Origin of the sequence: Streptomyces sp. NBC_01268, assembly GCF_036240795.1 — a bacterium.
Lineage (GTDB): Bacteria > Actinomycetota > Actinomycetes > Streptomycetales > Streptomycetaceae > Streptomyces.
Genome location: NZ_CP108454.1, coordinates 4,402,877 through 4,427,515, shown reverse-complemented (window position 1 = coordinate 4,427,515; position 24,639 = coordinate 4,402,877). Strand labels below are relative to the sequence as shown.

25 protein-coding genes are annotated in these 24,639 nt (G+C 73.1%); 8 read left to right on the top strand and 17 right to left on the bottom strand.

Annotation, left to right across the window (positions count from 1 at the left end; translation table 11 throughout):
- Positions 1-73 precede the first annotated feature (73 nt).
- Complete coding sequence (locus tag OG309_RS19765) at positions 74-1,492, top strand: MFS transporter (protein ID WP_329422614.1); 1,419 nt, start codon at positions 74-76, stop codon at positions 1,490-1,492.
- Between the two features lie 37 nt (positions 1,493-1,529).
- Here the strand turns inward: OG309_RS19765 and OG309_RS19760 are convergent, their stop codons facing one another.
- The 4 genes from OG309_RS19760 to OG309_RS19745 all read right to left on the bottom strand — a co-directional run bounded on the left by OG309_RS19760 (position 1,530) and on the right by OG309_RS19745 (position 6,350).
- A complete protein-coding gene (locus OG309_RS19760; protein WP_329422612.1) occupies positions 1,530-3,566 on the bottom strand; it encodes a HelD family protein in 2,037 nt (678 codons plus the stop codon).
- 109 nt (positions 3,567-3,675) lie between these two features.
- A complete protein-coding gene (locus tag OG309_RS19755) occupies positions 3,676-4,311 on the bottom strand; it encodes a TetR/AcrR family transcriptional regulator (protein WP_402544557.1) in 636 nt (211 codons plus the stop codon).
- 24 nt (positions 4,312-4,335) lie between these two features.
- The gene (locus OG309_RS19750) at positions 4,336-5,589 is read right to left on the bottom strand and encodes a GNAT family N-acetyltransferase (RefSeq protein WP_329422609.1); all 1,254 of its coding nucleotides are present in this window, start codon (positions 5,587-5,589) and stop codon (positions 4,336-4,338) included.
- Between the two features lie 155 nt (positions 5,590-5,744).
- Positions 5,745-6,350: an RsiG family protein gene (locus OG309_RS19745; RefSeq protein ID WP_329422607.1), complete on the bottom strand. Its 606-nt coding sequence runs from the start codon at positions 6,348-6,350 to the stop codon at positions 5,745-5,747.
- Between the two features lie 139 nt (positions 6,351-6,489).
- Between OG309_RS19745 and dtd the strand changes: the two genes are divergently transcribed.
- A complete protein-coding gene (dtd, locus tag OG309_RS19740; RefSeq protein WP_329422605.1) occupies positions 6,490-6,915 on the top strand; it encodes a D-aminoacyl-tRNA deacylase in 426 nt (141 codons plus the stop codon).
- A 21-nt stretch (positions 6,916-6,936) separates the two neighbouring features.
- On the opposite strand, the gene ygfZ is transcribed toward dtd, so the two are convergent.
- From ygfZ to OG309_RS19725, 3 genes are all read right to left on the bottom strand, one after another.
- Positions 6,937-7,902: a CAF17-like 4Fe-4S cluster assembly/insertion protein YgfZ gene (gene ygfZ / locus OG309_RS19735; protein WP_329422604.1), complete on the bottom strand. Its 966-nt coding sequence runs from the start codon at positions 7,900-7,902 to the stop codon at positions 6,937-6,939.
- Positions 7,903-7,911: 9 nt separating this feature from the next.
- Positions 7,912-8,349 (bottom strand): Fur family transcriptional regulator, encoded by a 438-nt coding sequence (locus OG309_RS19730; protein ID WP_329422603.1) that lies wholly within the window; start codon positions 8,347-8,349, stop codon positions 7,912-7,914.
- A 61-nt stretch (positions 8,350-8,410) separates the two neighbouring features.
- Positions 8,411-8,983, bottom strand: a complete 573-nt coding sequence (locus OG309_RS19725) for an FABP family protein (RefSeq protein WP_329422601.1) — start codon at positions 8,981-8,983, stop codon at positions 8,411-8,413.
- Positions 8,984-9,269: 286 nt separating this feature from the next.
- Between OG309_RS19725 and OG309_RS19720 the strand changes: the two genes are divergently transcribed.
- Complete coding sequence (locus OG309_RS19720; RefSeq protein ID WP_329422599.1) at positions 9,270-9,632, top strand: DsrE family protein; 363 nt, start codon at positions 9,270-9,272, stop codon at positions 9,630-9,632.
- Between the two features lie 19 nt (positions 9,633-9,651).
- Here the strand turns inward: OG309_RS19720 and OG309_RS19715 are convergent, their stop codons facing one another.
- The 8 genes from OG309_RS19715 to OG309_RS19685 all read right to left on the bottom strand — a co-directional run bounded on the left by OG309_RS19715 (position 9,652) and on the right by OG309_RS19685 (position 14,843).
- Complete coding sequence (locus OG309_RS19715; RefSeq protein WP_329428447.1) at positions 9,652-9,963, bottom strand: DUF3099 domain-containing protein; 312 nt, start codon at positions 9,961-9,963, stop codon at positions 9,652-9,654.
- Positions 9,964-10,024: 61 nt separating this feature from the next.
- Positions 10,025-10,312, bottom strand: a complete 288-nt coding sequence (locus OG309_RS19710) for a DUF1416 domain-containing protein (RefSeq protein ID WP_046908577.1) — start codon at positions 10,310-10,312, stop codon at positions 10,025-10,027.
- Between the two features lie 45 nt (positions 10,313-10,357).
- Positions 10,358-11,203 carry a sulfurtransferase gene (locus OG309_RS19705; protein WP_329422598.1) on the bottom strand — a complete coding sequence of 282 codons (846 nt, stop codon included), beginning with the start codon at positions 11,201-11,203 and terminating at the stop codon, positions 10,358-10,360.
- A 147-nt stretch (positions 11,204-11,350) separates the two neighbouring features.
- Entirely contained in the window at positions 11,351-11,431 is an 81-nt protein-coding gene (locus tag OG309_RS38160; RefSeq protein WP_350497993.1) for a putative leader peptide, read from the bottom strand.
- A 253-nt stretch (positions 11,432-11,684) separates the two neighbouring features.
- Positions 11,685-12,374: an LmeA family phospholipid-binding protein gene (locus OG309_RS19700; protein WP_329422597.1), complete on the bottom strand. Its 690-nt coding sequence runs from the start codon at positions 12,372-12,374 to the stop codon at positions 11,685-11,687.
- 104 nt (positions 12,375-12,478) lie between these two features.
- The gene (locus tag OG309_RS19695; protein ID WP_329422595.1) at positions 12,479-13,708 is read right to left on the bottom strand and encodes a hypothetical protein; all 1,230 of its coding nucleotides are present in this window, start codon (positions 13,706-13,708) and stop codon (positions 12,479-12,481) included.
- A 10-nt stretch (positions 13,709-13,718) separates the two neighbouring features.
- Positions 13,719-13,973, bottom strand: coding sequence for a MoaD/ThiS family protein (locus OG309_RS19690; RefSeq protein ID WP_046908573.1), 255 nt, complete (start codon positions 13,971-13,973; stop codon positions 13,719-13,721).
- A gap of 45 nt (positions 13,974-14,018) precedes the next feature.
- Positions 14,019-14,843, bottom strand: coding sequence for an alpha/beta hydrolase (locus OG309_RS19685; protein ID WP_329422594.1), 825 nt, complete (start codon positions 14,841-14,843; stop codon positions 14,019-14,021).
- Between the two features lie 230 nt (positions 14,844-15,073).
- On the opposite strand from OG309_RS19685, the gene OG309_RS19680 reads away from it, so the two are divergent.
- The 5 genes from OG309_RS19680 (at position 15,074) to OG309_RS19660 (ending at position 20,372) form a co-directional block, all read left to right on the top strand.
- Positions 15,074-15,847, top strand: a complete 774-nt coding sequence (locus OG309_RS19680) for a response regulator transcription factor (protein ID WP_329422593.1) — start codon at positions 15,074-15,076, stop codon at positions 15,845-15,847.
- Between the two features lie 61 nt (positions 15,848-15,908).
- Positions 15,909-16,931, top strand: a complete 1,023-nt coding sequence (locus OG309_RS19675) for a LacI family DNA-binding transcriptional regulator (RefSeq protein ID WP_329422592.1) — start codon at positions 15,909-15,911, stop codon at positions 16,929-16,931.
- Between the two features lie 110 nt (positions 16,932-17,041).
- A complete protein-coding gene (locus OG309_RS19670) occupies positions 17,042-18,151 on the top strand; it encodes a S1C family serine protease (RefSeq protein WP_329422591.1) in 1,110 nt (369 codons plus the stop codon).
- 20 nt (positions 18,152-18,171) lie between these two features.
- Positions 18,172-18,909, top strand: a complete 738-nt coding sequence (locus tag OG309_RS19665; RefSeq protein WP_329422590.1) for a response regulator transcription factor — start codon at positions 18,172-18,174, stop codon at positions 18,907-18,909.
- Entirely contained in the window at positions 18,906-20,372 is a 1,467-nt protein-coding gene (locus OG309_RS19660; RefSeq protein ID WP_329422589.1) for a sensor histidine kinase, read from the top strand. The genes OG309_RS19665 and OG309_RS19660 overlap by 4 nt, the downstream gene beginning before the upstream one ends.
- Here OG309_RS19660 and OG309_RS19655 read toward each other — a convergent pair.
- Together OG309_RS19655 and OG309_RS19650 are read right to left on the bottom strand one after the other, a co-directional pair.
- Positions 20,337-21,197, bottom strand: coding sequence for a phosphatidylinositol-specific phospholipase C (locus tag OG309_RS19655; RefSeq protein ID WP_329422587.1), 861 nt, complete (start codon positions 21,195-21,197; stop codon positions 20,337-20,339). The two genes, OG309_RS19660 and OG309_RS19655, sit on opposite strands and share 36 nt — an antisense overlap.
- 70 nt (positions 21,198-21,267) lie before the next feature.
- Complete coding sequence (locus OG309_RS19650) at positions 21,268-24,576, bottom strand: FlgD immunoglobulin-like domain containing protein (protein WP_329422586.1); 3,309 nt, start codon at positions 24,574-24,576, stop codon at positions 21,268-21,270.
- Positions 24,577-24,639 lie beyond the last annotated feature (63 nt).

Sequence of the window (24,639 nt, the reverse complement as noted above, 5' to 3'; positions counted from 1 at the left end):
CAACGGAACTATCTGTTAGCGTTCTTTCTGTCGACACTCCCCGCCCCGCCCCACCCGAAAGGGAGACACCGTCATGCCCACCTCACGCTGGACCGCCCTCGGCGTCCTCGCCACGAGCATGCTGATGACGATCCTCGACGGCAGCATCGTCACCGTCGCCATGCCCGCCATCCAGGACGACCTCGGCTTCTCCCCCGCCGGCCTCAGCTGGATCGTCAACGCCTACCTCATCGCCTTCGGCGCCCTGCTCCTCCTCGCCGGACGCCTCGGCGACCTGCTCGGCCGCAAGCGCATGTTCCTCGCCGGCACCGCGCTCTTCACCGCCGCCTCCGTGCTCGCCGGCTTCGCCGCCTCCCCCGGCGTCCTGATCGCCGCCCGCTTCCTCCAGGGCGTCGGCAGCGCGATGGCCTCCGCCGTCAGCCTCGGCATCCTCGTCACCCTCTTCACCGCACCCCGCGAACGCGCCAAGGCCTTCGCCGTGTTCAGCTTCACCGGCGCGGCCGGCGCCTCCATCGGCCAGGTCCTCGGCGGCGTCCTCACCGACGCCCTCGCCTGGAACTGGATCTTCTTCATCAACCTCCCGATCGGCCTCGCCGCCCTCCTCACCGCCCTCCCCGCCCTGCCCGCCGACCGCCCCGCCGCCACCCGCGGCCGCGCCGACCTCCTCGGCGCCCTCCTCGTCACCTCCGGCCTCATGACCGGCATCTACGCGGTCGTGAAGATCGAGGAATACGGGGCCGGCTCCGCCCACACCCTCGGCCTCGGCGCCCTCGCCCTCGCCCTCCTCGCCGGCTTCCTCGTGCGCCAGGCCACCGCCGCCGACCCCCTGATGCCGCTGCGCGTCCTGCGCTCCCGCAGCGTCGCCGGCGCCAACCTCGTCCAGATGCTGATGGTCGCCGCCCTCTTCTCCTTCCAGGTCCTGGTCGCGCTCCACATGCAGAAGGTCCTCGGCTACAGCGCCGCCGGGACCGGCCTCGGCATGCTGCCCGCCGCCGTCGTCATCGGCACCGTCTCCCTCGGCCTCTCGGCCCGCCTCATCGCCCGCTTCGGCGAGCGGAACATCCTGCTCACCGGCATCGTCCTGCTCATCGGCATGCTCGTCCTCCTCGCCCGCCTCCCGGTCCACGCCTCGTACCCCGTCGACCTGCTGCCCGTGATGCTCCTCGGCGCCGGGTTCGGGCTCGCGATGCCCGCGCTGACGGCGCTCGGCATGTCCGGCGCCAAGGAGGCCGACGCCGGCCTCGCCTCCGGCCTCTTCAACACCACCCAGCAGATCGGCATGGCCCTCGGCATCGCCGTCCTCTCCACCCTCGCCGCCGCCCGCACCGAGTCCCTCACCGCCGCGGGCCGCCCCACCGCCGAAGCCCTCACCGGCGGCTACCACCTCGCCTTCACCGTCGGCGCGGGACTGCTCGTCGCCGCCTTCGGTCTCGCCCTCGCCCTGCTCCGCACGCCCGGGTCCGCCCGGAAGGAGCTGACCATGGCGGCGTGAGCGCCGGCCGGCCCGTCGCCCGCACCGGCGGCCGAACTCACCGCCCGCCACGGCCCAAAGGCTCCGGCAGCGGCTCCCGGTGCACCAGGTCCAGCCGCGACACCGCCCGCGTGAGGACCACGTACAGCCGGTGCAGCCCCCGCGGTTCGGCCGCCACGATCGCGGCGGGCTCGGCGACGACGACGTGGTCGTACTCAAGGCCCTTGGCGAGGGTGGCGGGGACGAGGGAGACCCGGTCCCCGGACCAGGCCCCCGCCCCGGTCCCGTACTCCCGCAAGGCCCCCACCAGTTCGTCCGGCGCGATGACCCCCACCGAACCCTCCTCCCTCAGCGCCAGCCGGACGGCCTCGGCCACCCCCTCCCCGAGATCGGCCACCCGGCGGACCGCCACCGTGCCGCCCGCGCGCAGCGAGCGCCCCGGCGGGACGTCCGTGTCCAGGGCCGGCAGGAGCCGGTTGGCGAGCTCGACGACGGCCGCCGGGACGCGGTAGCCGGTGGTGAGCGGCACCACCTCGGCGTCGGGCTTGCCCAGGTGGGCCAGTTGCTCGCGCCAGTCGCGCGCCGCCCACGGCGTGGTGCCCTGGGCCAGGTCGCCGAGGACGGTCAGGGAGCCGAAGTCCGCACGGCGCCCGACGGCCCGGCACTCCATGGGCGAGAGGTCCTGCGCCTCGTCGACGACGATGTGCGCGTACCCCTCGGTCCGCTCGATCAGTCCGGCCAGCTCGTCGAGGAGGACGAGGTCGGCGGCGCTCCAGCGGGCGCTGCGGTACGAGCGCGGGGGCTTCGCCCAGCGGACCGCGTCCCGCTCCTCCTCCGTGAGCAGCGGACGAGGTACGCGATCGGCAGGGTCAGCGGGACCGACGCGATCGGCGGGATCCGCGGCCGGGTCCGTGAGGAACGCCGCCAGGACCTCCTCCGGCGTCACCTTCGGCCAGCACGCGTCGAGGACCGCCGTCACCGGCCGGGCCCGCTCCATCCGGCGGGTCCAGGCGGCCCCGAGCACCCCGGCCCGGCGTTCCGCCCGCAGCTGGAGGGCCCGGACGATGCGGGCGCGGACCCGTTCGCGGCCCGTGGCGTAGGGCGGGGTCTCCTCCCGTACCGCCGTCACGATCGCGGCGATCTCGGCGGCCGGCAGCCGCCAGTGGTACGAGCCGTCCGGCACGGCGAGCTCTCCGGCGGCGGCCGGGTCGACCCGCGCGTACAGCGCCCCGCGCAGCACCTCGGCCATGCGGGCGTCGTGCTTGACCCGGGCCGCGGCCTCGCCGTCCTCGGCGCGGACCTCGTGGCGCGCGAGCTCCTCCCCGACGGTGGACTGGCGCACCCCGGTCTCGCCGAGCGCGGGCAGCACCTCGGAGATGTAGGAGAGGAAGGTGCGGTTGGGGCCGAGGACGAGGAGTCCGGAGCGCTTGAGGCGCTGCGGGTGGCTGTAGAGGAGGTAGGCGGCGCGGTGCAGGCCGACGGCGGTCTTGCCGGTGCCGGGGGCGCCCTGCACGCAGACCGATTCGCCGGGGCCGGAGCGTACGAGGTCGTCCTGCTCGGGCTGGAGGGTGGCGGCGATGTCCCGCATGGGGCCGACGCGGGGGCGTTCGATCTCGCCGGTGAGGATCGCGCCGGTCCCGGACTCGCCGTCGGTCAGCCGCTCGTCCTCCAGGGCGGTCAGGTCCTCGGAGGCGCCCCTGCTGTTCGGCGCCCAGCCGAACCGGCGCCGCCGGACGACGCCCTGCGGGTCCTGGGGCCCGGCCTGGTAGTAGGCGCGGGAGACGGGCGCCCGCCAGTCGACGACGAGCGGCGGGGCGGCCGGGTGCTCGGCGACGCGGCGCCGGCCGATGTGGTGCACCTGGCCGTCCTCGCGGTCGAGGCGGCCGAAGAAGAGCGGGCCGGGCGGCTGCTCGCGGAAGACCTTGGCGCGGCTGCGCAGGTGGTAGCCGAGGGCTTCGGCGTCGGCGCCGGAGGCGGCGGTGTCCTCACCGGTGACGACCTGTTCCTCGACGTCCTCGGTCATCCGGGCGAGGGCGGCGCGGCAGGTCTCGTGGTGGCCGCGTTCGTTCAGGAGTTCACGGTCGAGCGGCTTCATGGGTCCAGGGTACCCAGAAAACGTTACTCGGTTACATTTTTTTATCGGTCATGTTCGTCAGCCGGAGCAGCCGGCCGGAAGGCCCGCCGCCCCGTGAACCCGGCGGGACTCAGTACGGCAGCCCCGCCCCCAGCCTCCCGAACGCCAGCCGCGTCGCCGCCACCGCCGCCGGCAGCACCTCCTCTACCCGCTCCCCCGCCGTGATCCGCCGTACGTTCTCCTCCGCGAGCACCCGCAGCACCGCCACCACCTGCGCCGCCGCCAGCCGCGCCGCCAGCGGGTCGTCCCCGCCCAGCGCGCCGGCCAGCAGCTCCTCCGAGCGCCCCTGGTACGCGTGCATCCGGGCCACCAGCGCCGGCGTGCCGTACAGCAGGCGCAGGAAGGCCAGGACCCGCGGGTCGTCGTTGAGACCCGTCACCGGATCGCGCCGCTCCAGGCCCGCCAGGACGTGGTCGCGCAGCGCGTCGAGCGGCGCCGTACCCGCCTCGCGGGCGGCGGCGACGACCCGGGCCGGCTCGTCCTCGTGGTCCGCGAACCGGTGCAGGACCAGGTCCTCCTTGGCCGGGAAGTAGCGGAAGAGCGTCGGCTTGGAGACCTCGGCCGCCGCGGCGATCTCGGCGACGGACACCGCGTCGAAGCCCTTCTCCAGGAAGAGCGCGACGGCGATGTCCGAGAGCGTCTGCCGCGTCCGCTCCTTCTTCCGCTCACGCAGCCCACTCACGCAGCCCCGCCACCTCTCACCCACACGACCGACGAACAGAGACCAGAATCAGAAGATGTCCATCGTCCACGCCCGCCGCGCGGCCCGCAGCAGCAGGTCCGCCCGGACCGCCGCCCCCGCCGCGGCCTCCTCGACCCGGCCGAGCGCCGCGAGCCGCAGCACCGACTCGTCGCCGAGCGCCAGCCGGGCGAGCTCCGCCACGTCCAGGACCAGGTCCGGCGCGGCGTCGGTCGGCACGCAGGAGGAGCCGCCCGGCTCCGGCGAGGTGTCGAGCCGGTAGCGCCCGCCCGCGAGGCCCGCCGCGTCCCGCACGTCGAGGACGAGGGTGCCCTCGGCCGCGTACGTGCGCGGCTCCAGCACCTTCGGCACGTCCAGGATCCGCAGCCACAGCATGTCGGTGTGCGTCACCACCCGCGCCGCGCGCGGATCCGGCAGCAGCAGCGGCAGCAGGGCGTCGGGGGCGCGGCTGCCGGACCGCACGGAGGTGATCCAGTCGATCGAGCACACGTACCGCCACAGCGCCCGCTCGGCGGCCGGGGTGACCGCGACCAGATCGCGCACGGTCGCCGTCTGCACCGGCTGGTTGCCGTCGGTCCACTTGTCGTCGGCGGTGTACGCCACGTACCCCTCGACCTCGCCCGCCCCCGAGCGGTACATCGCGTAGAACGGCTCGGTCCACGGCCTGTGGTGGAAGGAGTTGCCGGTGCCGACGTCCCAGTTCCGGGGCCTGCGCGCGGTGATGCCGGCGCGCCCCGTCGCCATCCGGCGGTGCAGGGCGGGGCCCTCCGCGCGGATCTCGGCGCCGTCGGTCAGGTCGATCCGCCCGCCGTCGTCGCCGTCGGAGCCGGGCCGGTGGAGGTCGAACCCGGCCCGGGTCACGTCGACGGACCACTCGGTCGTCCAGGAGGCCGGGCCGAAGCCGAACCGCCCGTAGATCGGGTACTCGGCGGCGATCAGCGTCGCGCACGCGTCGCCGCGCTCCTTCGCCGCCGCCAGGTCGTCCTTCATCATGCGGCTGAGCAGCCCGCGCCTGCGGTGGGTCGGGGAGACGGTGACGCCGCTGACGGCGTCCGCCGCCAGGTTCGCCCCGCCGACCGTGCTCAGTTCCTGGTCGAAGGACTGGAAGGTGGCGACCATCCGGCCCCGGTCGAAGGCGCCGAAGGTGCGGGAGAGGTCGGTGTGCGGAAGCCGGTCCACGACCTCGCCGTCCGCGACGACGGGTGTCCGCAGGAAACCCACGCGGAGGGTCCGCAGCCACTGGGCGAACTCGGACTCGTCGATCGCGCGCACCTCAAGGCTCATCCGGCCAACCTATGCGCCGCCGAAGACGCCCCGCACCCGGGTTTTCCGCGCCCGCGACGACGCCTCGACCGCGCAGCGGAGCGCGGTACGCACTGCCCCGCGGAGCGCTGTGCGCGCTGCCCGCGGGCCGCTGTGCGGACTGCCCCGCGGACCGCTCAGGCCAGCAGGTCGTCGACCTGCGCCTCGCCCTCCCGGTAGCGGCGGGCGATCTCCGCGCTGCAGTCGTCGGCGGTCCGCTGGAGGTCGTACCGGCGCCGGGACACCTGCTGCTCGTACCCGGCGAGCCGCCCCATCGCGGTGTGCAGCTCGGCGTCCGTACGGGCGGACAGGTCGGAGAGCTCGACCTCGGACAGCATCTCGGCCGCGAGCCGCCGGTACTCCTCGCTGCGCGGCGTCGACAGCGTCACGTGCCGCGCCGACCGGGCGGCCGCCCCGCGCCGCGACGGCGCGTCGGCCAGGATCTCCGAGAGCCGGTCCAGGACCGGCGCCTCGGGGTCGCTGCGCCGCGCCAGCTCGGCCCGCAGGATGTCGATCCGGCCCTGCAGCATCCGCCGTACGTAGCTCAGATCCGCCTCGTCGCCCTGCGCGTCGCGGCGCAGCGCCCGCAGCTCGGGCAGCCGCAGCGCGCCGAGATCGCCGTCCGGCCGCTCCGGCAGGTCGGGCTCGGCGCTCCGCTGCACGGGCGGGCGCCCGACGGCGCCGTCGGTTCGGACCAGCGGAACGGGACCGGACGGCGTGTGCCCGGTGCCAGGTGCACTCATGAGATTCGTCCCCTCGACCGGTGCGGAACCGCACCGCCTGACACGCATGGTGCCACTCGGGACCCGGCCGACGCAGGCGGTCTGCACCCGTTCGGCCCTCGATCCTTCGGCCGCCGGGACGATCGGTAGGTTGGTGCGCATGCGAGCAGTGGTGCAGAGGGTGGACGGCGCGAACGTCGTCGTCGCAGGGGAGACCGTCGGAGAGATCGTCGGCGAGGGGCTGTGCGTCCTGGTCGGGGTGACCCATGACGACACCCCCGAGAAGGCGGCGCAATTGGCCAGAAAGCTCTGGTCCGTCCGGGTACTGGAGGACGAGAAGTCCTGCTCCGACGTGAACGCGCCGCTGCTCGTCATCTCGCAGTTCACCCTGTACGGGGACGCCCGCAAGGGCCGCCGCCCCACCTGGAACGCGGCGGCGCCCGGCCCGGTCGCCGAACCCCTCGTCGACGAGGTGGTGGCCCGGCTGCGGGAACTGGGCGCCACGGTGGAGACGGGCAGGTTCGGAGCGGACATGCGCGTGTCGCTCACGAACCAGGGCCCGTTCACCGTGCTGATCGAGGTCTGACGGGGCTCGCGGCTCCGGCGCCTACGGCTCGACGACCGTCTCCTGCGCCGCGGCGGTCGTCCCCACGACGAGATCCGCGTCCACCGGCACGTTCCGCTTCACCAGGGCCAGCGCGATCGGCCCCAGCTCGTGATGGCGCGCCGAGCTGGTGACGAAGCCCAGCTGGCGGCCCTCCTCGCCGTCCGCGGCGAGCCGGACCGGGGTGCCGTGCCCCGGCAGGAGCACCTCGCTGCCGTCCAGGTGCAGGAAGACCAGGCGGCGCGGCGGCTTGCCCAGGTTCTGCACGCGGGCGACGGTCTCCTGGCCGCGGTAGCAGCCCTTCTGGAGGTGGACGGCGCTGCCGATCAGGCCGAGCTCGTGCGGAATGGTGCGGTGGTCGGTCTCGAAGCCGAGCCGCGGCCGGTGGGCCTCGACCCGCAGCGCCTCGTACGCGAGGATGCCGGCGGCCGGACCGTGGGAGCCGGCGAAGGCCTCCAGGTCGGCACGGGGCAGGAACACGTCCCGCCCGTACGCCGTCTCGCGCACGGCCGCGCCCTCGGGCAGCGGGGCGATGGAACCGGCGGGAAGGTGGACGACGGCGAAGTCCTCGGTGCGGTCGGCGACCTCGACCCGGTAGAAGAACTTCATCGACTCCAGGTAGGCGACGAGCTCGGCGCGGGTGCCGGGCTCGACGTGCGCCCAGACCGTCTCGCCGTCGTCGACGAGGTAGAGGGCGTGCTCGATGTGCCCGTTCGCGGAGAGGATCAGCGCCTCGGTGGCCTGGCCGGGCGGCAGGTCGCTGACGTGCTGGGTGAGCAGCAGGTGCAGCCAGCTCAGCCGGTCGTCACCCGTGACGGTGATGACGCCGTGGTGGGAGAGGTCGACGAAACCGGTGCCGTCGGCGAGGGTCCGCTGCTCGCGGAACAGGTCGCCGTAGTGCGCGGCGACTCCTTCGTCACGGCCCTCGGCGGGGACGGCGCCGGGCAGGGACAGCAGGGGGCTCTTCATGCCCCAAGACTACGACTCGGCGTCGGCGGCCTTCCGGGTGCAGTCCTCGCACCGCCCGAAGATCGCGAAGTGTTTCATGTCGGTGGTGAAACCGAAGGTGTCGCGCAGCTTCGCGGTGAAGTCGGCGGCCACCTCGACGTCGGCCTCGATGACCTCGGTGCAGTCCCGGCAGACCAGGTGCAGATGGTGGTGCCGGTCGGCCAGGTGGTAGGTCGGCGCGCCGTGCCCCAGATGGGCGTGGCTGACCAGACCGAGCTCCTCCAGGAGCTCCAGGGTCCGGTAGACGGTGGAGATGTTGACGCCGGAGGCCGTCTTGCGGACCTCGACGAGGATGTCGTCCGGGGTCGCGTGCTCCAGCACGTCCACGGCCTCCAGGACAAGCTGGCGCTGGGGCGTCAGCCGGTAGCCGCGCTGCCTCAGGTCGCTCTTCCAGTCGGTGCTCACCACGCCCCCCAGTGTAGGAGGGCGCGGCACACCACGGCACGGCCCCGTCGGGTCGACTTGCGTCCTACTTGAAGAAGGCGATGCCGTCGTCGGGCATGTCGGGGAGGTTGCGCGCCATCTCGGCGACCTCCTCGGGGGTGACGACCTTCTTCAGGTGCGCCGACATGTACGGCCGCAGCGGGACCTCGGGGGTGGCCTTCTCGCCCACCCACATGAGGTCGCTCTTCACGTAGCCGTACAGACGCTTGCCACCGCTGTACGGGCCGGAGGCGGCGGTCCGTGCGACGGCGTCGGTCGCGATGTCGATCTGCGGCTTCTGGTCGGCGAGCTCGCCGTACCAGACCTCGACGATGCCCTGGTCACGGACCATGACGATCTCGACCTTGCGGTCCTTGTCGATGCGCCAGTACCCGCTCTCGCTCTCCAGCGGGCGGACCTTGTTGCCGTCCGCGTCCAGGACCCAGGAGTGCGAGTGGTACTCGAGGAAGTCACGGCCGTCGTGGCTGAACGTCACGGACTGGCCGAAGTTGCACTTCTCGGCGCCGGGGAAGTCGGAGACGCCCGCGCCCTCCCACGTACCGAGGAGGAACGCGAGGGGGACGAGGCCCGGGTTGAGGTCGGACGGAATCTCGATCATGAGCAGCTCAGGCGATCTGTGAAGGAGTGGTTAGCGCTGGCCCTGGTACAGCTTCTTCACGGTCAGCCCGGCGAAGGCGAGGACCGCAACGCAGACGAGCGCCAGCAGGACTTCGAAGAAAACGATCACTTGGTGCTCCTCGAATGAGCGGTGAAGGCGGAACGGGCCGGACCCCAGCTTAGTGGGCGGGGGCCCGGCCCTCTCGGTGAGGTGGGCCTGTCGGGCAGACCGCACGTCCCGCACCGGTTCGGCCCGCTCCGTGGAACCCCGCATTACAGTTCGGCGTATGGCGAAGAAGCTCGTGATCAAGGTGACCGCCGGGGCCGACGCCCCCGAACGCTGCTCCCAGGCCTTCACCGTGGCGGCCGTCGCCGTCGCCAGCGGGGTGGAGGTCTCGCTCTGGCTGACCGGCGAGTCCTCGTGGTTCGCGCTGCCGGGCCGCGCGGCCGAGTTCGAACTCCCGCACGCCGCGCCGCTGCCGGACCTGATCGACTCGATCCTGGCGGCCGGCCGCATCACCCTGTGCACCCAGTGCGCGACCCGCCGGGACATCACGGAGGAGGACGTGCTGAAGGGCATCCGCATCGCGGGCGCCCAGGTCTTCGTCCAGGAGGCGATGGCGGACGGGACGCAGGCCCTCGTCTACTGACGGAACACGGCCCGGCCGGCTAGTCCGGGTCCTTCCTCTTCTTCCCGTCCAGCTCGTCCCACCACTCGTCGGACGTCTTGTCCCCCGAAGGATCGTCCCACCAGCGGTCCTCGGGTCCCCTCCGGTTGGCCGTCATCGCGGCGACCGGGGGGATGAGCATCGCGACCACGCACATGCCGATGGCCACGGGGACCGAGAACAGGCGCACGACTGCCCAGGCGCCCACGAACAGGACCAGGCAGGCACCCATCATCCAGAAATAGACGCGCCGACGCCGTGCGTACACACCTTCAGAATACGACCGAGGGCAAGCCGAAGGGCCGTGCCTCAGGTCCTGGTGATGGCGTCCAACCCCCCAGGAGGCACGGCCCTCCGGCCGTTCGTGGTGCGGATCAGACCGCGATCGCGACCTCCGCGAGGCCGCCCTTCTGGGCCACGACCTGGCGGTCGGCGGTGCCGCCGGGGACCAGGGCGCGGACGGTCCAGGTGCCCTCGGCCGCGTAGAAGCGGAACTGGCCGGTGGCGGAGGTCGGGACCTCGGCCGTGAACTCGCCGGTCGAGTCCAGGAGGCGGACGTAACCGGTGACGGGCTGGCCGTCCTTGGTCACGAAGCCCTGGATGGTGGTCTCACCGGGCTTGATCGTCGAGGCGTCGGGGCCGCCGGGCTGCGCTCCACACATGGTGGGAATCCTTACGGTCGAGGGGTCCGGGGTACCGGGGGAGGGTTACTTGTTGGCGCCGAGCTCGATCGGCACGCCGACGAGGGAGCCGTACTCGGTCCACGAGCCGTCGTAGTTCTTGACGTTCGGGACCTCGAGCAGCTCGTGCAGGACGAACCAGGTGAGCGCGGAGCGCTCGCCGATGCGGCAGTAGGCGACGGTGTCCTTCGCCAGGTCGACCTGCTCGGCCTCGTAGAGGGCCTTGAGGTCCTCGTCCGACTTGAAGGTGCCGTCGTCGTTGGCGTTCTTCGACCACGGGATGTTGCGGGCGGACGGGACGTGGCCCGGGCGCTGCGACTGCTCCTGCGGGAGGTGGGCCGGGGCGAGCAGCTTGCCGGAGAACTCGTCGGGCGAACGCACGTCGACGAGGTTCTGGGTGCCGATCGCGGCCACGACGTCGTCGCGGAAGGCGCGGATCGAGGAGTCCTGGGCCTTGGCCTTGTACTCGGTGGCCGGGCGGTTCGGGACCTCGGAGCCGTCGACCAGGTCGCGGGAGTCGAGCTCCCACTTCTTGCGGCCGCCGTCGAGGAGCTTCACGTCCTGGTGGCCGTAGAGCTTGAAGTACCAGTAGGCGTACGAGGCGAACCAGTTGTTGTTGCCGCCGTAGAGGACGACCGTGGTGTCGTTGCCGATGCCCTTGGCCGAGAGGAGCTTCTCGAAGCCCTCCTGGTCGATGAAGTCACGGCGGACCGGGTCCTGCAGGTCCTTGGTCCAGTCGATCCGGATGGCGTTGCGGATGTGGTTCTTCTCGTAGGCCGAGGTGTCCTCGTCGACCTCGACGAGAGCGACCTGCGGGTCGTCGAGGCGGGCCTCGACCCAGTCGGCGTCGACCAGGACGTCGCTGCGAGCCATGCTGTTCTCCTCCGGGGCAGTGTGCGGCGGTTCGTGCAGTTTGTGCGGGTACGCGCCATCGCATGCGGGCGATGGTGGTGCTGCTGCGCAGGGTGGCCCCGACGTCATGCCGTAGGGCCTCAGGAATACGGGAGCAGTGCGTCCCGCTCAGACCGAGCGACAGAGCATGGCGGCGACGCGGCACAGGTCTACTGCCCGCCGCTTCGTGAGATCCGCCTGTCGCTTCATGCCCTCGATCGTAGGGACGGACAGGCGGCCGTGTCACCGGCGTGTCGTATTTTGAGACACGATCGTCCGGGATGTGGGATGGGGAGAGGGCGCCGAGGCGCCCGGACGCGTGTGGGGTGACGTGCCCCGGTTGACCATCTGCGGATCGGACAACGGTGTCTCAGCATGTGATCACCGGCCCGCGGGAGGGGCCGCCCACGGGCGGAATACGGGGGGAATGCGGGGCGTAGCGGGCAATGCGGGCGGGGCGGGCTCAGCCCGCCAGGACGACGTCCTTGCCCGTCACCGACACCGCGAGGCCGTCCGCCCGGGCCTCCACCTTCGCCAGCTTCATGCCCTGCGGCAGACCCTCGATCCGGCGGTCGAAGTCCGTGCGGGCGCGCACCAGGTCCTCAAGGCCCGGGATGCCCTCTCCGGGCACCGCGTCGGCCCGCACCCGGAGGGTGTCGCCGTCCAGCAGGGTCACCGTGGACAGGACGCTGCGGGTGAGCGTGCGGCCGAGGACGTGCACCCCGCCGGTGACCTTCAGCTTGCCGTCGCCGCCGTAGGCGACCTTGACGTCCCGGCCGGAGGCGGCGCCCAGGTCCGCGTAGGAGATCAGCGCGGTGCCGCTGGCGGAGGCCGCGCGGGCGCTCGTGTAGCTCTCGTTCAGGGTGACGTCGTACAGGTCGGCGGTCAGCTCGCCGATCCGCACCGCGTGGCCCCCGGCGGTCGCCCGGACGCCCGTCAGCCGCACCTCGACCTCGTCGAAGCGCTTGTCGGCGGCCTGGGTCAGGAACGGGAAGCCCTTGATGTCGACGTCGGTGGACTCCGCCCGTACGGCCCCGAGCCGCACCCGGTCGGCCGCCTCCGACTCCGCGTAGGCCACGGCCAGGCGGTCCACGCCGACCAGGACGCCTCCGAGCACGACGGCCAGGATCAGCACAATCCGCAGTGCTCGCATGGTGTTCCTTCCTCCTGAGGCGTACCGGGACGACTTCGACCCCCCGACACGAAGATCGACGTGTCGGGGGGCCGAGTGGTTCCCCCACGGGGCTGTGGCGGCGGTTACGCCAGGGCGCGTCCCAGCAGGTAGACGGCGGGCGCGGCGGCGGTCAGCGGCAGCGCGACACCGGCCGTCATGTGCACGAAGCGCGAGGGGTAGTCGTAGCTGGCCACGCGCAGTCCGATCAGCGCGCACACCCCGGCCGCCAGGCCGAGCAGCGCGCCGGAGGCGCCGAGGCCGGTGAACCCGCCCGCGGCGATGCCGGCGCCGGCCGCCGCGAGCAGCGCGACGACCACGGAGACCGGTCCGGGCAGCGGCACCGCACGGGCGAGGACCGCGGCGGCGACCGCGACCCCGCCGACGACCACCGCGTCCGGCTCGGCGCCGAGGTGCCCGGCGGCCAGGACCGCGAGGGCCGCCGAGGCGACCGTCGCCATCAGGCCGTACATCCGCTCGTCCGGGTCGGCGTGGCTGCGCAGCTGGAGCACGAGCGTGAGCAGCACCCAGACGCCGAGCGTGCCCAGGATCGCGGCGGGGGCGTTCTCCCGGCCGGCGGCGAGCAGCGCGACGTCGGCGGTGACGCCGCCCAGGAAGGCGAGGGCGATGCCCTGCCGGGCCGGCCACATGCCGTTGAGCCGGAACCAGCCGGCCGCCGTGACCGCCTGCAGCAGGAGCAGCGGGACGAGCAGCGCGTACGAGCCGACGGAGGCGCCGACGGCGAGCAGGACGCCGAGGACGGCGGTCAGCGCGGCGGGCTGCATCCCGGGCTCGATGACCGGCGAACGCCCCTCGGCGCGGGCCCGCTGGGCATCGGTGACCCGGGCGTTGCCGCCCATGGTGGGCGTGGAGTACGCGGGGCCCTCGGGCCCGGCGGGAGCCACGTCCGGGGCCACGTCCGGGGCCGGGACCGGGGCCACGTCCGGTACCGGGGCGGCCGCGTACGCGGGCACGGGCGCCTCGTACGCGGGCGGGTACCCGACCGGGCTCTCGGGCGGCAGCGGGTGCCCGCCCGTGGTGTACGCGTACTCGTACGCGTACGGTCCCTGGCCCTGCCCGTGGTCCTGCGCCTGGCCGTGTGCCTGCCCCTGCGGCGGCAGGTAGGGCGTCTCGTACGCGAGAGGCTCGGGCTGCTCGGGCTGCCGGGGCTGCTGGGGCCGCACCGTCGGCTGGTACTGGGTGTCCCAGGTCTGCCCCTCCCACGTCTGGGTGACGTGCGGGTCGTACGGCTGACCGTCCTGGCCGCCCTGCGGCTGAGGCTGCGGCTCGTACGGATAGTGCTGGTCACTGCTCATGGTGTGCGGTTCACCCTCCTGCGAACGGGGGGAGCACCTCGACCGTGCCGCCCTCCGCCAGCCGTACCGTCTCGTGGGCGCGGGTCCCGACGGGGTCGCCGTCGATGAGGAACGAGCAGCGCTGGAGGACCCGGACCAGCTCGCCGGGGTGCCTCTCGCGGGCCGCGTCGAGCGCCTCGGCCAGGGTCCGCGCGGCGTACGGCTCCTCGGCCACACCGGCGGCCGCCTTCGCCGCGGCCCAGTAGCGGATGGTTCCCGCTGCCATAGCGGCACTCCCTTCGTTCGTGTGCGCGCCGCCCCCCATGATGGGCTATGGCCGGGCGAGCCAGCCGCCGAGCCGGTCGAGCAGCTCCTCGCCGGCCGCGTTCTCCGCGTGGCCCATGCCCCGCTCCAGCCACAGCTCGGCCGCGCCCTCGGGCGCCGCGGCGGCCAGGCTGCGGGGGTGGTCCAGCGGGAAGTAGGCGTCGCGGTCGCCGTGCACGATCAGCAGCGGTGTCGGCGCGATCAGCGGCACGGCCTCCACCGGGGAGAGCGGGACGGGGTCCCAGTCCCTGTTGTCGATGCGGGTGCCGAGGCCGTAGCGCCCGACCAGCCGGCCGGCCGGCCGGGTCACCACCCAGTGCACCCGGCGCATCGAGGGCGTCCCCCGGTAGTACCAGCGCGCCGGGGCACTGACGGCGGCGACGGCGTCGGTGTGCGCGCCGGTGCCCCGCTCCAGGGCGGCGTGCCGCAGGACGACCGAGCCGCCCATGGAGAAGCCGACCGTCGCCACCCGGGTGTGCCCGAGCTCACGGGCCCAGCGGACGGCCGCCGCCAGGTCGAGGACCTCGCGGTCGCCGACGGTCGAGCGGCCGCCGGAGCCGCCGTGGCCGCGGAAGGAGAACGTGACGACGTTCGCGTGGCCCCGCAGGGCGAGGGCGGCGCGCCGGAGCGCGGGGCGGTCGACCGACCCGGTGAACCCGTGCGCGACGACGACCGCCGTATCGGTGACACTTGCCGTGGCCGGTTCGTAAAACGCCTCGATCCGGACACCGTCATCGGTACGCAGCATCACGCGGCGGGAGTCACGATCGTGGACGGAAGTGAGCGAGGAAACATCCACCATGTGAAATCGGCCCTCTGCCTCGGAACTCATGTGGGCTATTCTGCTTGCCAGAGGATCCGGGCAACGCAGCCCCCGGGTCCTTTTGTGTTTTCCGACCGTTGTTACGGATGGATTACCGAAAGCTCTCAGGGCGCGAGAGCCGCAGGTGAGAACAGAAAGCAGTGCCGCAGACGTCCTCGCAGGGACCGAGGAGGAACCGACGTCATGGACGAGCGAAGCCAGCACGACCGGAAGACGACGACCCGGGCAGGTGGGGTGGGATGAGCTCACTGCTGCTCCTGACCAATGCCCTCCAACCCTCGACCGAGGTGCTCCCCGCCCTCGGCCTGCTGCTGCACAACGTGCGCGTGGCCCCCGCCGAGGGGCCGGCCCTGGTGGACACCCCCGGCGCCGACGTGATCCTCGTCGACGGACGGCGCGACCTCCCGCAGATCCGCTCGCTGTGCCAGCTGCTGCGCTCCACGGGTCCCGGCTGTCCGCTGATCCTGGTCGTGACCGAGGGCGGCCTCGCGGCCGTCACCGCCGACTGGGGCATCGACGACGTGCTCCTGGACACCGCGGGTCCGGCCGAGGTCGAGGCCCGGCTGCGGCTCGCGACGGGCCGCCAGCAGATCGTCGCGGACGACTCCCCGATGGAGATCCGCAACGGCGACCTGTCGGTCGACGAGGCGACGTACAGCGCCAAGCTGAAGGGCCGGGTCCTGGACCTGACCTTCAAGGAGTTCGAGCTCCTCAAGTACCTGGCCCAGCACCCGGGCCGGGTCTTCACCCGCGCCCAGCTCCTCCAGGAGGTCTGGGGCTACGACTACTTCGGCGGCACCCGAACGGTGGACGTCCACGTACGGCGTCTGCGGGCGAAGCTGGGACCCGAGCACGAGTCGCTGATCGGGACCGTCCGCAACGTCGGCTACCGCTTCGTCACCCCCGAGAAGCCGGAGCGCCCCGCCGAGGACCCCCGGGGCCGGCAGGACACCCGGAGCGCGGCCCGCGTCAAGGAGGCGGCGCGGGAACTCACTCCGGTGGAGGACAGTTAACGTGGCGTATGCCACAACGCGACCTGCCGGTAGGTAGGTCACCCCGCGTAGACTGCCGCGCGTGGCCAAGGTGACGCGGGATGACGTAGCGCGACTGGCGGGAACTTCGACCGCGGTCGTGAGTTACGTCATCAACAACGGACCCCGGCCGGTCGCCCCGGCCACGCGCGAGCGTGTCCTCGCCGCCATCAAGGAGCTGGGCTACCGCCCCGACCGGGTGGCCCAGGCGATGGCGTCCCGGCGGACGGATCTCATAGGCATGGTCGTCCCCGACGCCCGCCAGCCCTTCTTCGCGGAGATGGCGCACGCGGTCGAGCAGGCCGCCGCCGAGCGCGGGAAGATGGTCCTGGTCGGCAACTCCGACTACCGCACCGAGCGCGAGATCCACTACCTGCGGGCCTTCCTCGGCATGCGGGTCTCCGGTCTGATCCTGGTCAGCCAGGGCATGAGCGAGCAGGCCGCGAGCGAGATCGAGGCCTGGGACGCGCGCGTGGTGCTGCTGCACGAGCGGCCCGAGGCGATCGACGACGTCGCCGTCGTCACCGACGACATCGGCGGCGCGCAGCTCGCCACCCGCCACCTCCTGGAGCACGGGCACCCGTACGTGGCCTGCATGGGCGGCGTCCCGAACACCCCGGCCGTCGGCGACCCGGTCGCCGACCACGAGGAGGGCTGGCGGCGTGCCATGCAGGAGGCCGGGCTCTCCGTCGAGGGCCGGCTCTTCCAGGCGCCGTACAACCGCTACGACGCCTACCAGGTGGCACTGAAGCTGCTCGCCGGTCCCGACCGGCCGCCGGCCATCTTCTGCTCGACCGACGACCAGGCCTTCGGCGTGCTGCGGGCCGCCCGCGAGCTGCGCATCGACGTGCCGACCGAGCTCGCCGTGGCGGGCTTCGACGACGTCAAGGAAGCGGCGCTGAGCGACCCGCCGCTGACCACGGTCTACTCGGACCGTCCGGCGATGGCCCGGGCCGCGGTGGACCTCGTGCTCGACGACTCGGTCCGGGTCTCGGGCTCGCGCCGCGAGCGGGTGAAGCAGTTCCCGTCGGCGCTGATCGTGCGCCGCTCCTGCGGCTGTTCCTGAGCCGCGGCGAGCAGGACCCGCCGGGTCTTTATATCGGGCATACGCACTTCTGTCGGGCTTCTCACCCCGCCCTCAGGCCGTTCTCATGAACGGCTCCGAGAGTCGTAGCCATGACGGACAACCAGCAGCCCCAGGAGCAGCCGTACTACCCGCCGCGGCCGCCGTACGACCCGGCCGAGCCCATCAGCACCGAGCCGGGCACCACCGTCTGGCCGTCCGGCGGGCACACCCCGGCCGGCGGCTACAGCCCGCCGCCGCCCCCGCAGCAGCCGGCCTTCGCCTCCCCGGCGCCCGCTCCCGGCCCGCACCGCCGGGCCAAGCGCGGCGTCGGCCTCCTGGCGGCCGTGGCCATCGCCGCCGCGGCGGTCGGCGGCGGCACCGCGACCCTCGTCGAGCGCTGGACCTCCGACGGCGCCGCCTCCGCGACCGGCTCCGTGAGCGGCACGAACGTGTCGGCGAGCAGCAAGGGCACGGTCGCCGGGGTGGCCCAGGCGGTCTCCCCGTCGATCGTGGAGATCTCCGCGAGCTCGACGTCCGGCAAGTCCACCGGCTCGGGCGTGATCATCACCGGCGACGGCGAGATCGTCACCAACAACCACGTCATCTCCGGCGCCTCGTCGATCAAGGTGCAGACCTCCGACGGCAAGAGCTACGACGCCAAGGTCGTCGGCACGGACCCGGACAAGGACCTGGCGCTGATCAAGCTGGAGGGCGCGTCCGGCCTCAAGACGGCGACGCTCGGCGACTCGTCCAAGGTGCGGGTCGGCGACGAGGTCGTGGCGATCGGCTCCCCCGAGGGCCTGACCGGCACCGTCACCAGCGGCATCGTCTCCGCCCTCGACCGCGACGTGACCGTCGCCAAGGAGGACGGCCAGGGCCAGGGCCAGGACCAGGGTCAGGGGCAGGGCCAGGGGCAGGGGCAGCAGTGGGACCCGCGCCAGGGGTGGCCGTTCGAGTTCGGCGGGCAGCAGTTCAACGGCGACACCGGCTCCTCGAAGACCACGTACAAGGCGATCCAGACCGACGCCTCGCTCAATCCCGGTAATTCCGGCGGCGCGCTGATCAATATGAACGGCGAGATCATCGGAATCAATTCGGCCATGTATTCGCCCAGTTCCTCGGGCGGTTCCACGGCCGGCAGCGTCGGCCTCGGATTCGCCATCCCGGTCGACACCCTCAAGGCCGACCTGGACAGCCTGCGCTCGGGCGGTGCCGCCTGAACACATGGGACGCTGGCCCCATGACTGGCCAGCAGAACGAAGCCGAACGCGCCGAGCGCATCCTCATCGTGGACGACGAGCCCGCCGTGCGGGAGGCGCTGCGCCGCAGCCTCGCCTTCGAGGGGTACGCGACCGAGGACGCCGTCGACGGGCTCGACGCGCTCGCCAGGATGGAGACGTACGCCCCCGACCTCGTCGTCCTCGACGTCCAGATGCCCCGCATGGACGGCCTGACCGCCGCCCGCCGCATCAGGGCGTCCGGCTCCACCGTGCCGATCCTGATGCTCACCGCCCGCGACACCGTCGGCGACCGGGTCACCGGTCTCGACGCGGGCGCGGACGACTACCTGGTGAAGCCCTTCGAGCTGGACGAGCTGTTCGCCCGGATCCGCGCCCTGCTGCGCCGCAGCTCGTACGCGGCGCCGCAGGCCGGGCCGCGGCCGGAGGGCGACGTGCTGTCCTTCGAGGACCTGCGGATGGACCTGACCACGCGCGAGGTGAGCCGGGGCGGGCGGCCGGTGGAGCTGACCCGTACCGAGTTCACGCTCCTGGAGCTGTTCCTCGCGCACCCGCGGCAGGTGCTGACCCGCGAGCAGATCCTGAAGGCCGTGTGGGGCTTCGACTTCGAGCCGAGCTCCAACTCGCTGGACGTGTACGTGATGTACCTGCGCCGCAAGACCGAGGCGGGCGGCGAGCCGCGCCTCGTGCACACCGTGCGCGGGGTCGGCTACGTGCTGCGCGGCGGAGGCGCGGAGTGACCAGCCCGGTGACCTGGTTCCGCTCGCGGCCGCTGCGCTCCCGGCTCGCGCTCCTCACCGCGCTCGCGGTGGCGGTGGCGGTCGCGGCGGTCTCGGTGGCCTGCTGGTTCGTGACCCGGGCCCAGCTGGAGGCGGAACTGGACGACTCGCTGCGCTCGGCGCAGCTCACCCCGCAGGACGCCCAGAAGCTGCTGAGCTCCTGCGGGGCGGCCACGCAGAACCGGCCGCTGCCGGCGCCGCGCGGCGGGCAGACGCTGCAGATCGTGTCGACGGACGGCGAGGTGCTCTGCTCCACGGGCCGCTCGGTGATCCCGGCGCAGACCTCGGACACGGCGGTGGCCCAGGGCCACGTCTCCTCCGCGCTGCACACGACGAACGCCGAGGACGGCACGGAGATGCGGGTCTACACGTACCCCATGAACCTGGTCCGGCAGCCGATCTCGCAGCCGGTCGCGGTCTCCGTCGCCCGCCCCACGTACGAGATCGACAACTCGATGTCCACGCTGGCCTGGGTGCTGCTGCTCGTCTCCGGCATCGGGGTGGTCGGCTCCGGGGCGGCCGGCCTGTGGGTGGCGCGGACCGGGCTGGAGCCGGTGCACCGGCTGACCGGGGCGGTCGAGCACGTGGCGGCGACCGAGGACCTGACGGTCCGGATCCCGGTCGAGGGCGAGGACGAGATCGCCCGGCTCTCCCGGTCCTTCAACGCGATGACGGCCGCGCTGGCGACCTCCCGCGACCGGCAGGCGCAGCTGATCGCGGACGCGGGCCACGAGCTGCGCACGCCGCTGACCTCGCTGCGGACCAACGTCGAGCTGCTGGCCCGCAGCGAGGAGACCGGCCGGGCGCTGCCGCCGGAGGACCGGCGGGCCCTGATGGCCTCGGTGAAGGCCCAGATGACGGAGCTGGCGGCGCTGATCGGCGACCTCCAGGAGCTGTCCCGGCCGGACGCGGCGGCCCGCGGCCCGCTGGAGGTGGTGCCGCTGCACACGATCCTGCGCGCGGCGCTGGACCGGGCGCGGCTGCGCGGCCCGGAGCTGACCTTCGTGACGGACCTGGCGCCCTGGTACGTGCGGGCGGAGCAGGCGGCTCTGGAGCGGGCGCTGGTGAACGTCCTGGACAACGCGGTGAAGTTCTCGCCGCCGCGCGGGACGGTCGAGGTGACCCTGATGCGGGGCGAGCTGACGGTCCGGGACCACGGCCCCGGCATCCCGGCGGACGAGCTGCCGCACGTCTTCGACCGCTTCTGGCGCTCGCCCTCGGCGCGCAGCCTGCCGGGTTCGGGTCTCGGCCTGTCGATCGTGGCCCGGACGGTCGGGCAGGCCGGCGGCACGGTCGCGCTCACCCCGGCGGAGGGCGGCGGCACGGTGGCGACGGTGCGGCTGCCGGGAGCCCCGACGCCGCCGCCGTCGTCCCCGGCGCCGGAAGGGTCAGTTGTGCCGGATGAGGGACTCGACGAGTCCTGAACGGGTGTGGGGGTAGTCGAGGGGGACGATCCCGAGCCCCTTCCAGCCCGCGCCCTCGCCGTCGAGGAGCGCGTGCACCTGCGGGTTGAGCCGGTCGGCGTTCCACCGGGGCGGGAGGCCGGCCGCGGTGGAGACGAAGTTGACGTAGAAGCGGCCGGGCTGGGTGGCCGCCTTGCGGAACTGCGCCTGCACCTTGGGCCACTTGCCGAACGGTTCGGCCTGGTAGTCGTCCTGCACGTCGAAGTACGTGCCGTCGGCCCACCGCAGGCCGGGCAGTCCGCCGTTGTCGGCGAGGAGCACGACCCGGCCGCGGGCCTCGCCGAGGGTGGGGACGCCGTTGCCGATCCGGAAGAGGGGCCGCCAGCCGCGGTGGTCGAGGTAGTCGTCGAAGACCGCGCGGAAGGTGGCGTCGGACTCGGACGAGTACTCCTGCTTGACCCGCATCAGGACGGTCTCGGTGGGGTGCGCGGCGAGGAAGTCCCAGCAGGCGCCGAGGACGTCTCCGAACATGAGGTTCTGGTAGGAGGCCCCGTGGTGGATCGCGAACGATCCACCGGTCACCCGGCACCGCACGTCCAGGAACCGGATGCCGCTGTCCAGTTGCTGGGCGATGGTGGTGTTCTGGCATTCGGTCCAGGGCCCGCCGTAGCGCGCCCCCGAGTCGTGGGTGCCGGGGATCGTGAGCCTCTGGAGCGGGGTGGGGTCGCCGTGGGCAGCCATCCAGTCCTGCGTCCCGAGGGCGGTGGCCGCCCGGGCGGAGGGGGCACCCAGGAGCAGGGCGCCGGAAGCTGCGGCGGCGCCCGCGAGAAAGCGTCGTCGGTCCATGGACGGCACTATGGCAGGGGTTGACGTGCCCCTGCCATAGTCCGTTCGTACCCGGTGTCCCGGGCCGCGGTCAGCCGGTGAAGTACCCGAAGACGTCCACGATCACGTCCGTCGAACCGGCGTGGTTGTACAGGTACAGCTTCCCGTCCACGACCGGCACGACCACCAGGTTCGGCACGGTCCGCCCCGGCAGCAGGTTGATGCTGGAGACCTTCGGGGTCCCCGGCACCGTCGTGGCCGCCAGGTACGTCGACTTCGTCGCGTTCGTCCCCGTCACGTTCAGCACCACCGCCGAGGCCCCGCTCACGGGCACCCCGCCGATCCCCGCGACCGGCAGCATCAGGCTCTGCGCCGGCCCGAGCGTCCGCCCGCCCAGCGCCCGCCGGGTGTCGACGAGCCGGGCCGGGGCCAGCGGGTGGAACAGCGCCCCCTGGTCACCGGCGGCGAAGTAGCCGGACACGTCGGCCAGCAGGTCGACGGAGCCCGCGCGGTTGTAGAGCGTGATCCTGCCGTCCTTCACGGGGACGATCACGGCGTTGGCGACGGTCTGACCGGCCGTGAAGTTCAGGTTCGAGGCGGCCGTGCGCGTCGTCCCGTACGGGTACACCGACACGAAGCCCGACGCGGTCGGCCCGGTCGCGGTCACGTTCAGGACCACCGCCGACACCCCGGTCGCCGGCACCCCGCCACGGCCCGCGACCTGGAGGTTCACCGTCCGCTCCGGGCCCACCTTGGCCTTGGGCGCGCCGAGCCCGCTCCGGGTGTCGAGGACCCGCGCCGGGGTCACCGGAGCGAACCGGTCGCCCGGGCCGCTCATCGTGTAGGAGCCGGCCACGTCCGCGATCAGGTCGACCGCTCCCGTGAAGTTGTACAGCGTCACCTTGCCGTCCTTGACGGGCACGGTCACCAGGTTGGACGCCGGCCGCCCGGCCGTCACGTTCAGGTTCGACGCGCTGGAGCGCTGCGTGCCGTACGGGTAGACCGACACGTACGTCGACGCGAAGGCGTTCGTCGCCGTCACGTTCAGGACGACCGCCGACACGCCGGTCGCAGGCACCCCGCCGCGCCCGGTGACCTGGAGGGTCAGCGTGTTGCCGCCACCGAGGGGGTGCTTCGGCGCGCCGAGGCCGCTGCGGGTGTCCAGGATCCGGGTCGGCGTCACCGGCTCGTACGCCCCGAGTCCGCCGTGCGTCAGGAGCGTCTCACCGCTGCGGCGCAGCTCGCTCCCGACCCCGTCGGCGGGCACGACGGCGAGCTCGTAGGCGTAACGCCCGTCGACGGCCCCCGCCCCGGAGTCGTCCTTCCCGTCCCAGACGGCCTTGACGAGACCCCGGGTCTCACCGCCGCGCAGGGTCCGGACGACCTTCCCGGCCTTGTCCTTCACGCTCAGCGTCCAGGAGGCGGCCGGCTTGGACAGCCACCACTTCGCGGTCCATGACTTGGCGGTCTCGACGTCGAAGACGTCGCCGGGCAGCTCGGAGTCGAGCACGGACAGGCCCGCGGCCGGGACACCGCTCGGCACGACGTGCAGGCGCTGCTGGGCGTCGGCGAAGACGGTGTGGCCGCCGAAGCGGTCGACGCTCCAGCCGCGCTCGGGCTGCTCGTCGGCGGGCCGGCCGATCTCACGGGTCGCGCCGCCGCCGCGCAGCGGCGTCAGGGAGAGCAGCCCGTCCTTCTCGTGGGTGACGTAGCCGTCGCCGAGGCGCGCCGACGTGTGCGCGGGCAGCGCGGTGTTCACCTGCGTCACGGTGTTCAGGACGCCGGACTTCGCGTCGCACTTCCAGTAGACGTCGGCGCCGACCGCCTGGACGTCCTTGAGGACGCAGTCGGCGACGGTGAGCTTCCGGGCGGTGGCCCCGGTGCGGACGTCGATCGCGGAGAGCGCGCCGGGGGTGCCGTTCGCGGCCCACAGGGTGCCGCCGTCCAGGAAGGTCGGGGCTCCCTTGACGAGGCCCTTCGGGGTGGCGTCCTCCCCGGCGTCCAGGTCGAAGACCCGCCGCGCGTCGGCCACGTCGGTGTAGGAGGCGTAGCGGCCGGAAGCTCCGACGGGGCCGCCCCCCAGGTCCCAGGCGCCCGTGTAGACGGGCGGCAGCTTCGCCCCGGCCTCCAGGGCGTACAGGCTGAAGCCACTGGGGAAGACGGTCCGCCCGTCGCCCGTGGGCACTCCGAAGTACCGGTCGTCCTCGGGGTCCGTGCCCCGGTCGACGCGGCCGCCCGCGGCGAGCGGCCCGCCGGTCGTCAGCGCGAGGGAGCGCAGCCGGTGCTCGCCGCCCTGGGGCACCTCGTCGACGGCGTTCAGGACGCCCTGCGCGGCGGAGACCCCGAGCGTGAGGGTGCGCCTGGCCGGGACGACGGCCACCTTCGTGGCCGCGAACTCGCCGTCGGCGCCCACCGCGACCCGGTAGACCGGACGCGAGGGGTCCAGCTCGTCGTCGACGACGGCGAGCAGGGGCCCGCCGCCGCTCCTCGGCATGAGGGTCAGGCCGTCGAGGACCTGCCTCTGGGCGCCGCCCCCGAAGGGACGGGAGAGCAGCGTCAGGCGCCCGTCGGCGTTGCTCCGCGTGCTCAGGACCCGGTCGCCCCGGACGGACACCGGGTACTCGTCGCCCGTCCAGTCCGTCTCGCGGGCGGGTGCGGACCAGTCGCCCGCGAGGTCCCGCACGCGCAGCTTCCCGGCCGCGGTGACCGTGAGCAGGTCGTCGCCCTGCACGAAGGCCGACCTCAGGCCGTCGCCGAGGTCGCGCACCTGCGGGGCGTCGCCGGACAGGTCGACCCAGGCGAGGGCGCTCACCTGGTCGGCCTGGTAGGAGAGCAGGAAGCCGCTCGGGGCGGTGCCCTGCACCACGAACTCCCCCGCGCCGGACGGCAGACCGGTGACCGGGCGGTCGACCGGGACGCCGTTCACCAGGGAGAACGCGTGCAGCGTGCCGTCCGGGGCCGTCGACTCGGCGACGACCGTGCGGCCGGCCAGACCGAGGACGTGCCGGCCGGTCCCGATGACGAGGGTCTCCTCGGCACCGCCGCCGGCGTCCTGGAAGACGACCTTGCCCGCCTGCTCGTACACCCGGGCGAAGGTGTCCGTGCCGTTGCCGTGGACCTGGGCGCCGTCGTCCGCGAACGCCGTGGAGCCGCCGTCGGCGTAGGAGTACCAGCGGAACTCCCCGGCCGAGTCACCCTGCAGGAAGCCCGTCGTGCCCGGCCGCACGATCGACGCGTACGGATCGGCCTTCTCCTCCGCCGGGATCACCAGTTCGGCCGGCGCGTCGCTCCCGGCCGCGTACGCGACCCCCGCACCCACCGGCGTCAGCGCGACCAGCGCCGTCGTCGCCGCGGCGAGCGCGAGTGCGCCTCTCCGCCGCTTTCCCCACCCTGTTCCCATGGACCGAACCACTCCCCAGAAGTTCCGAATCGAACGAGCGTAACAGGGAGTTCGAACATGTTC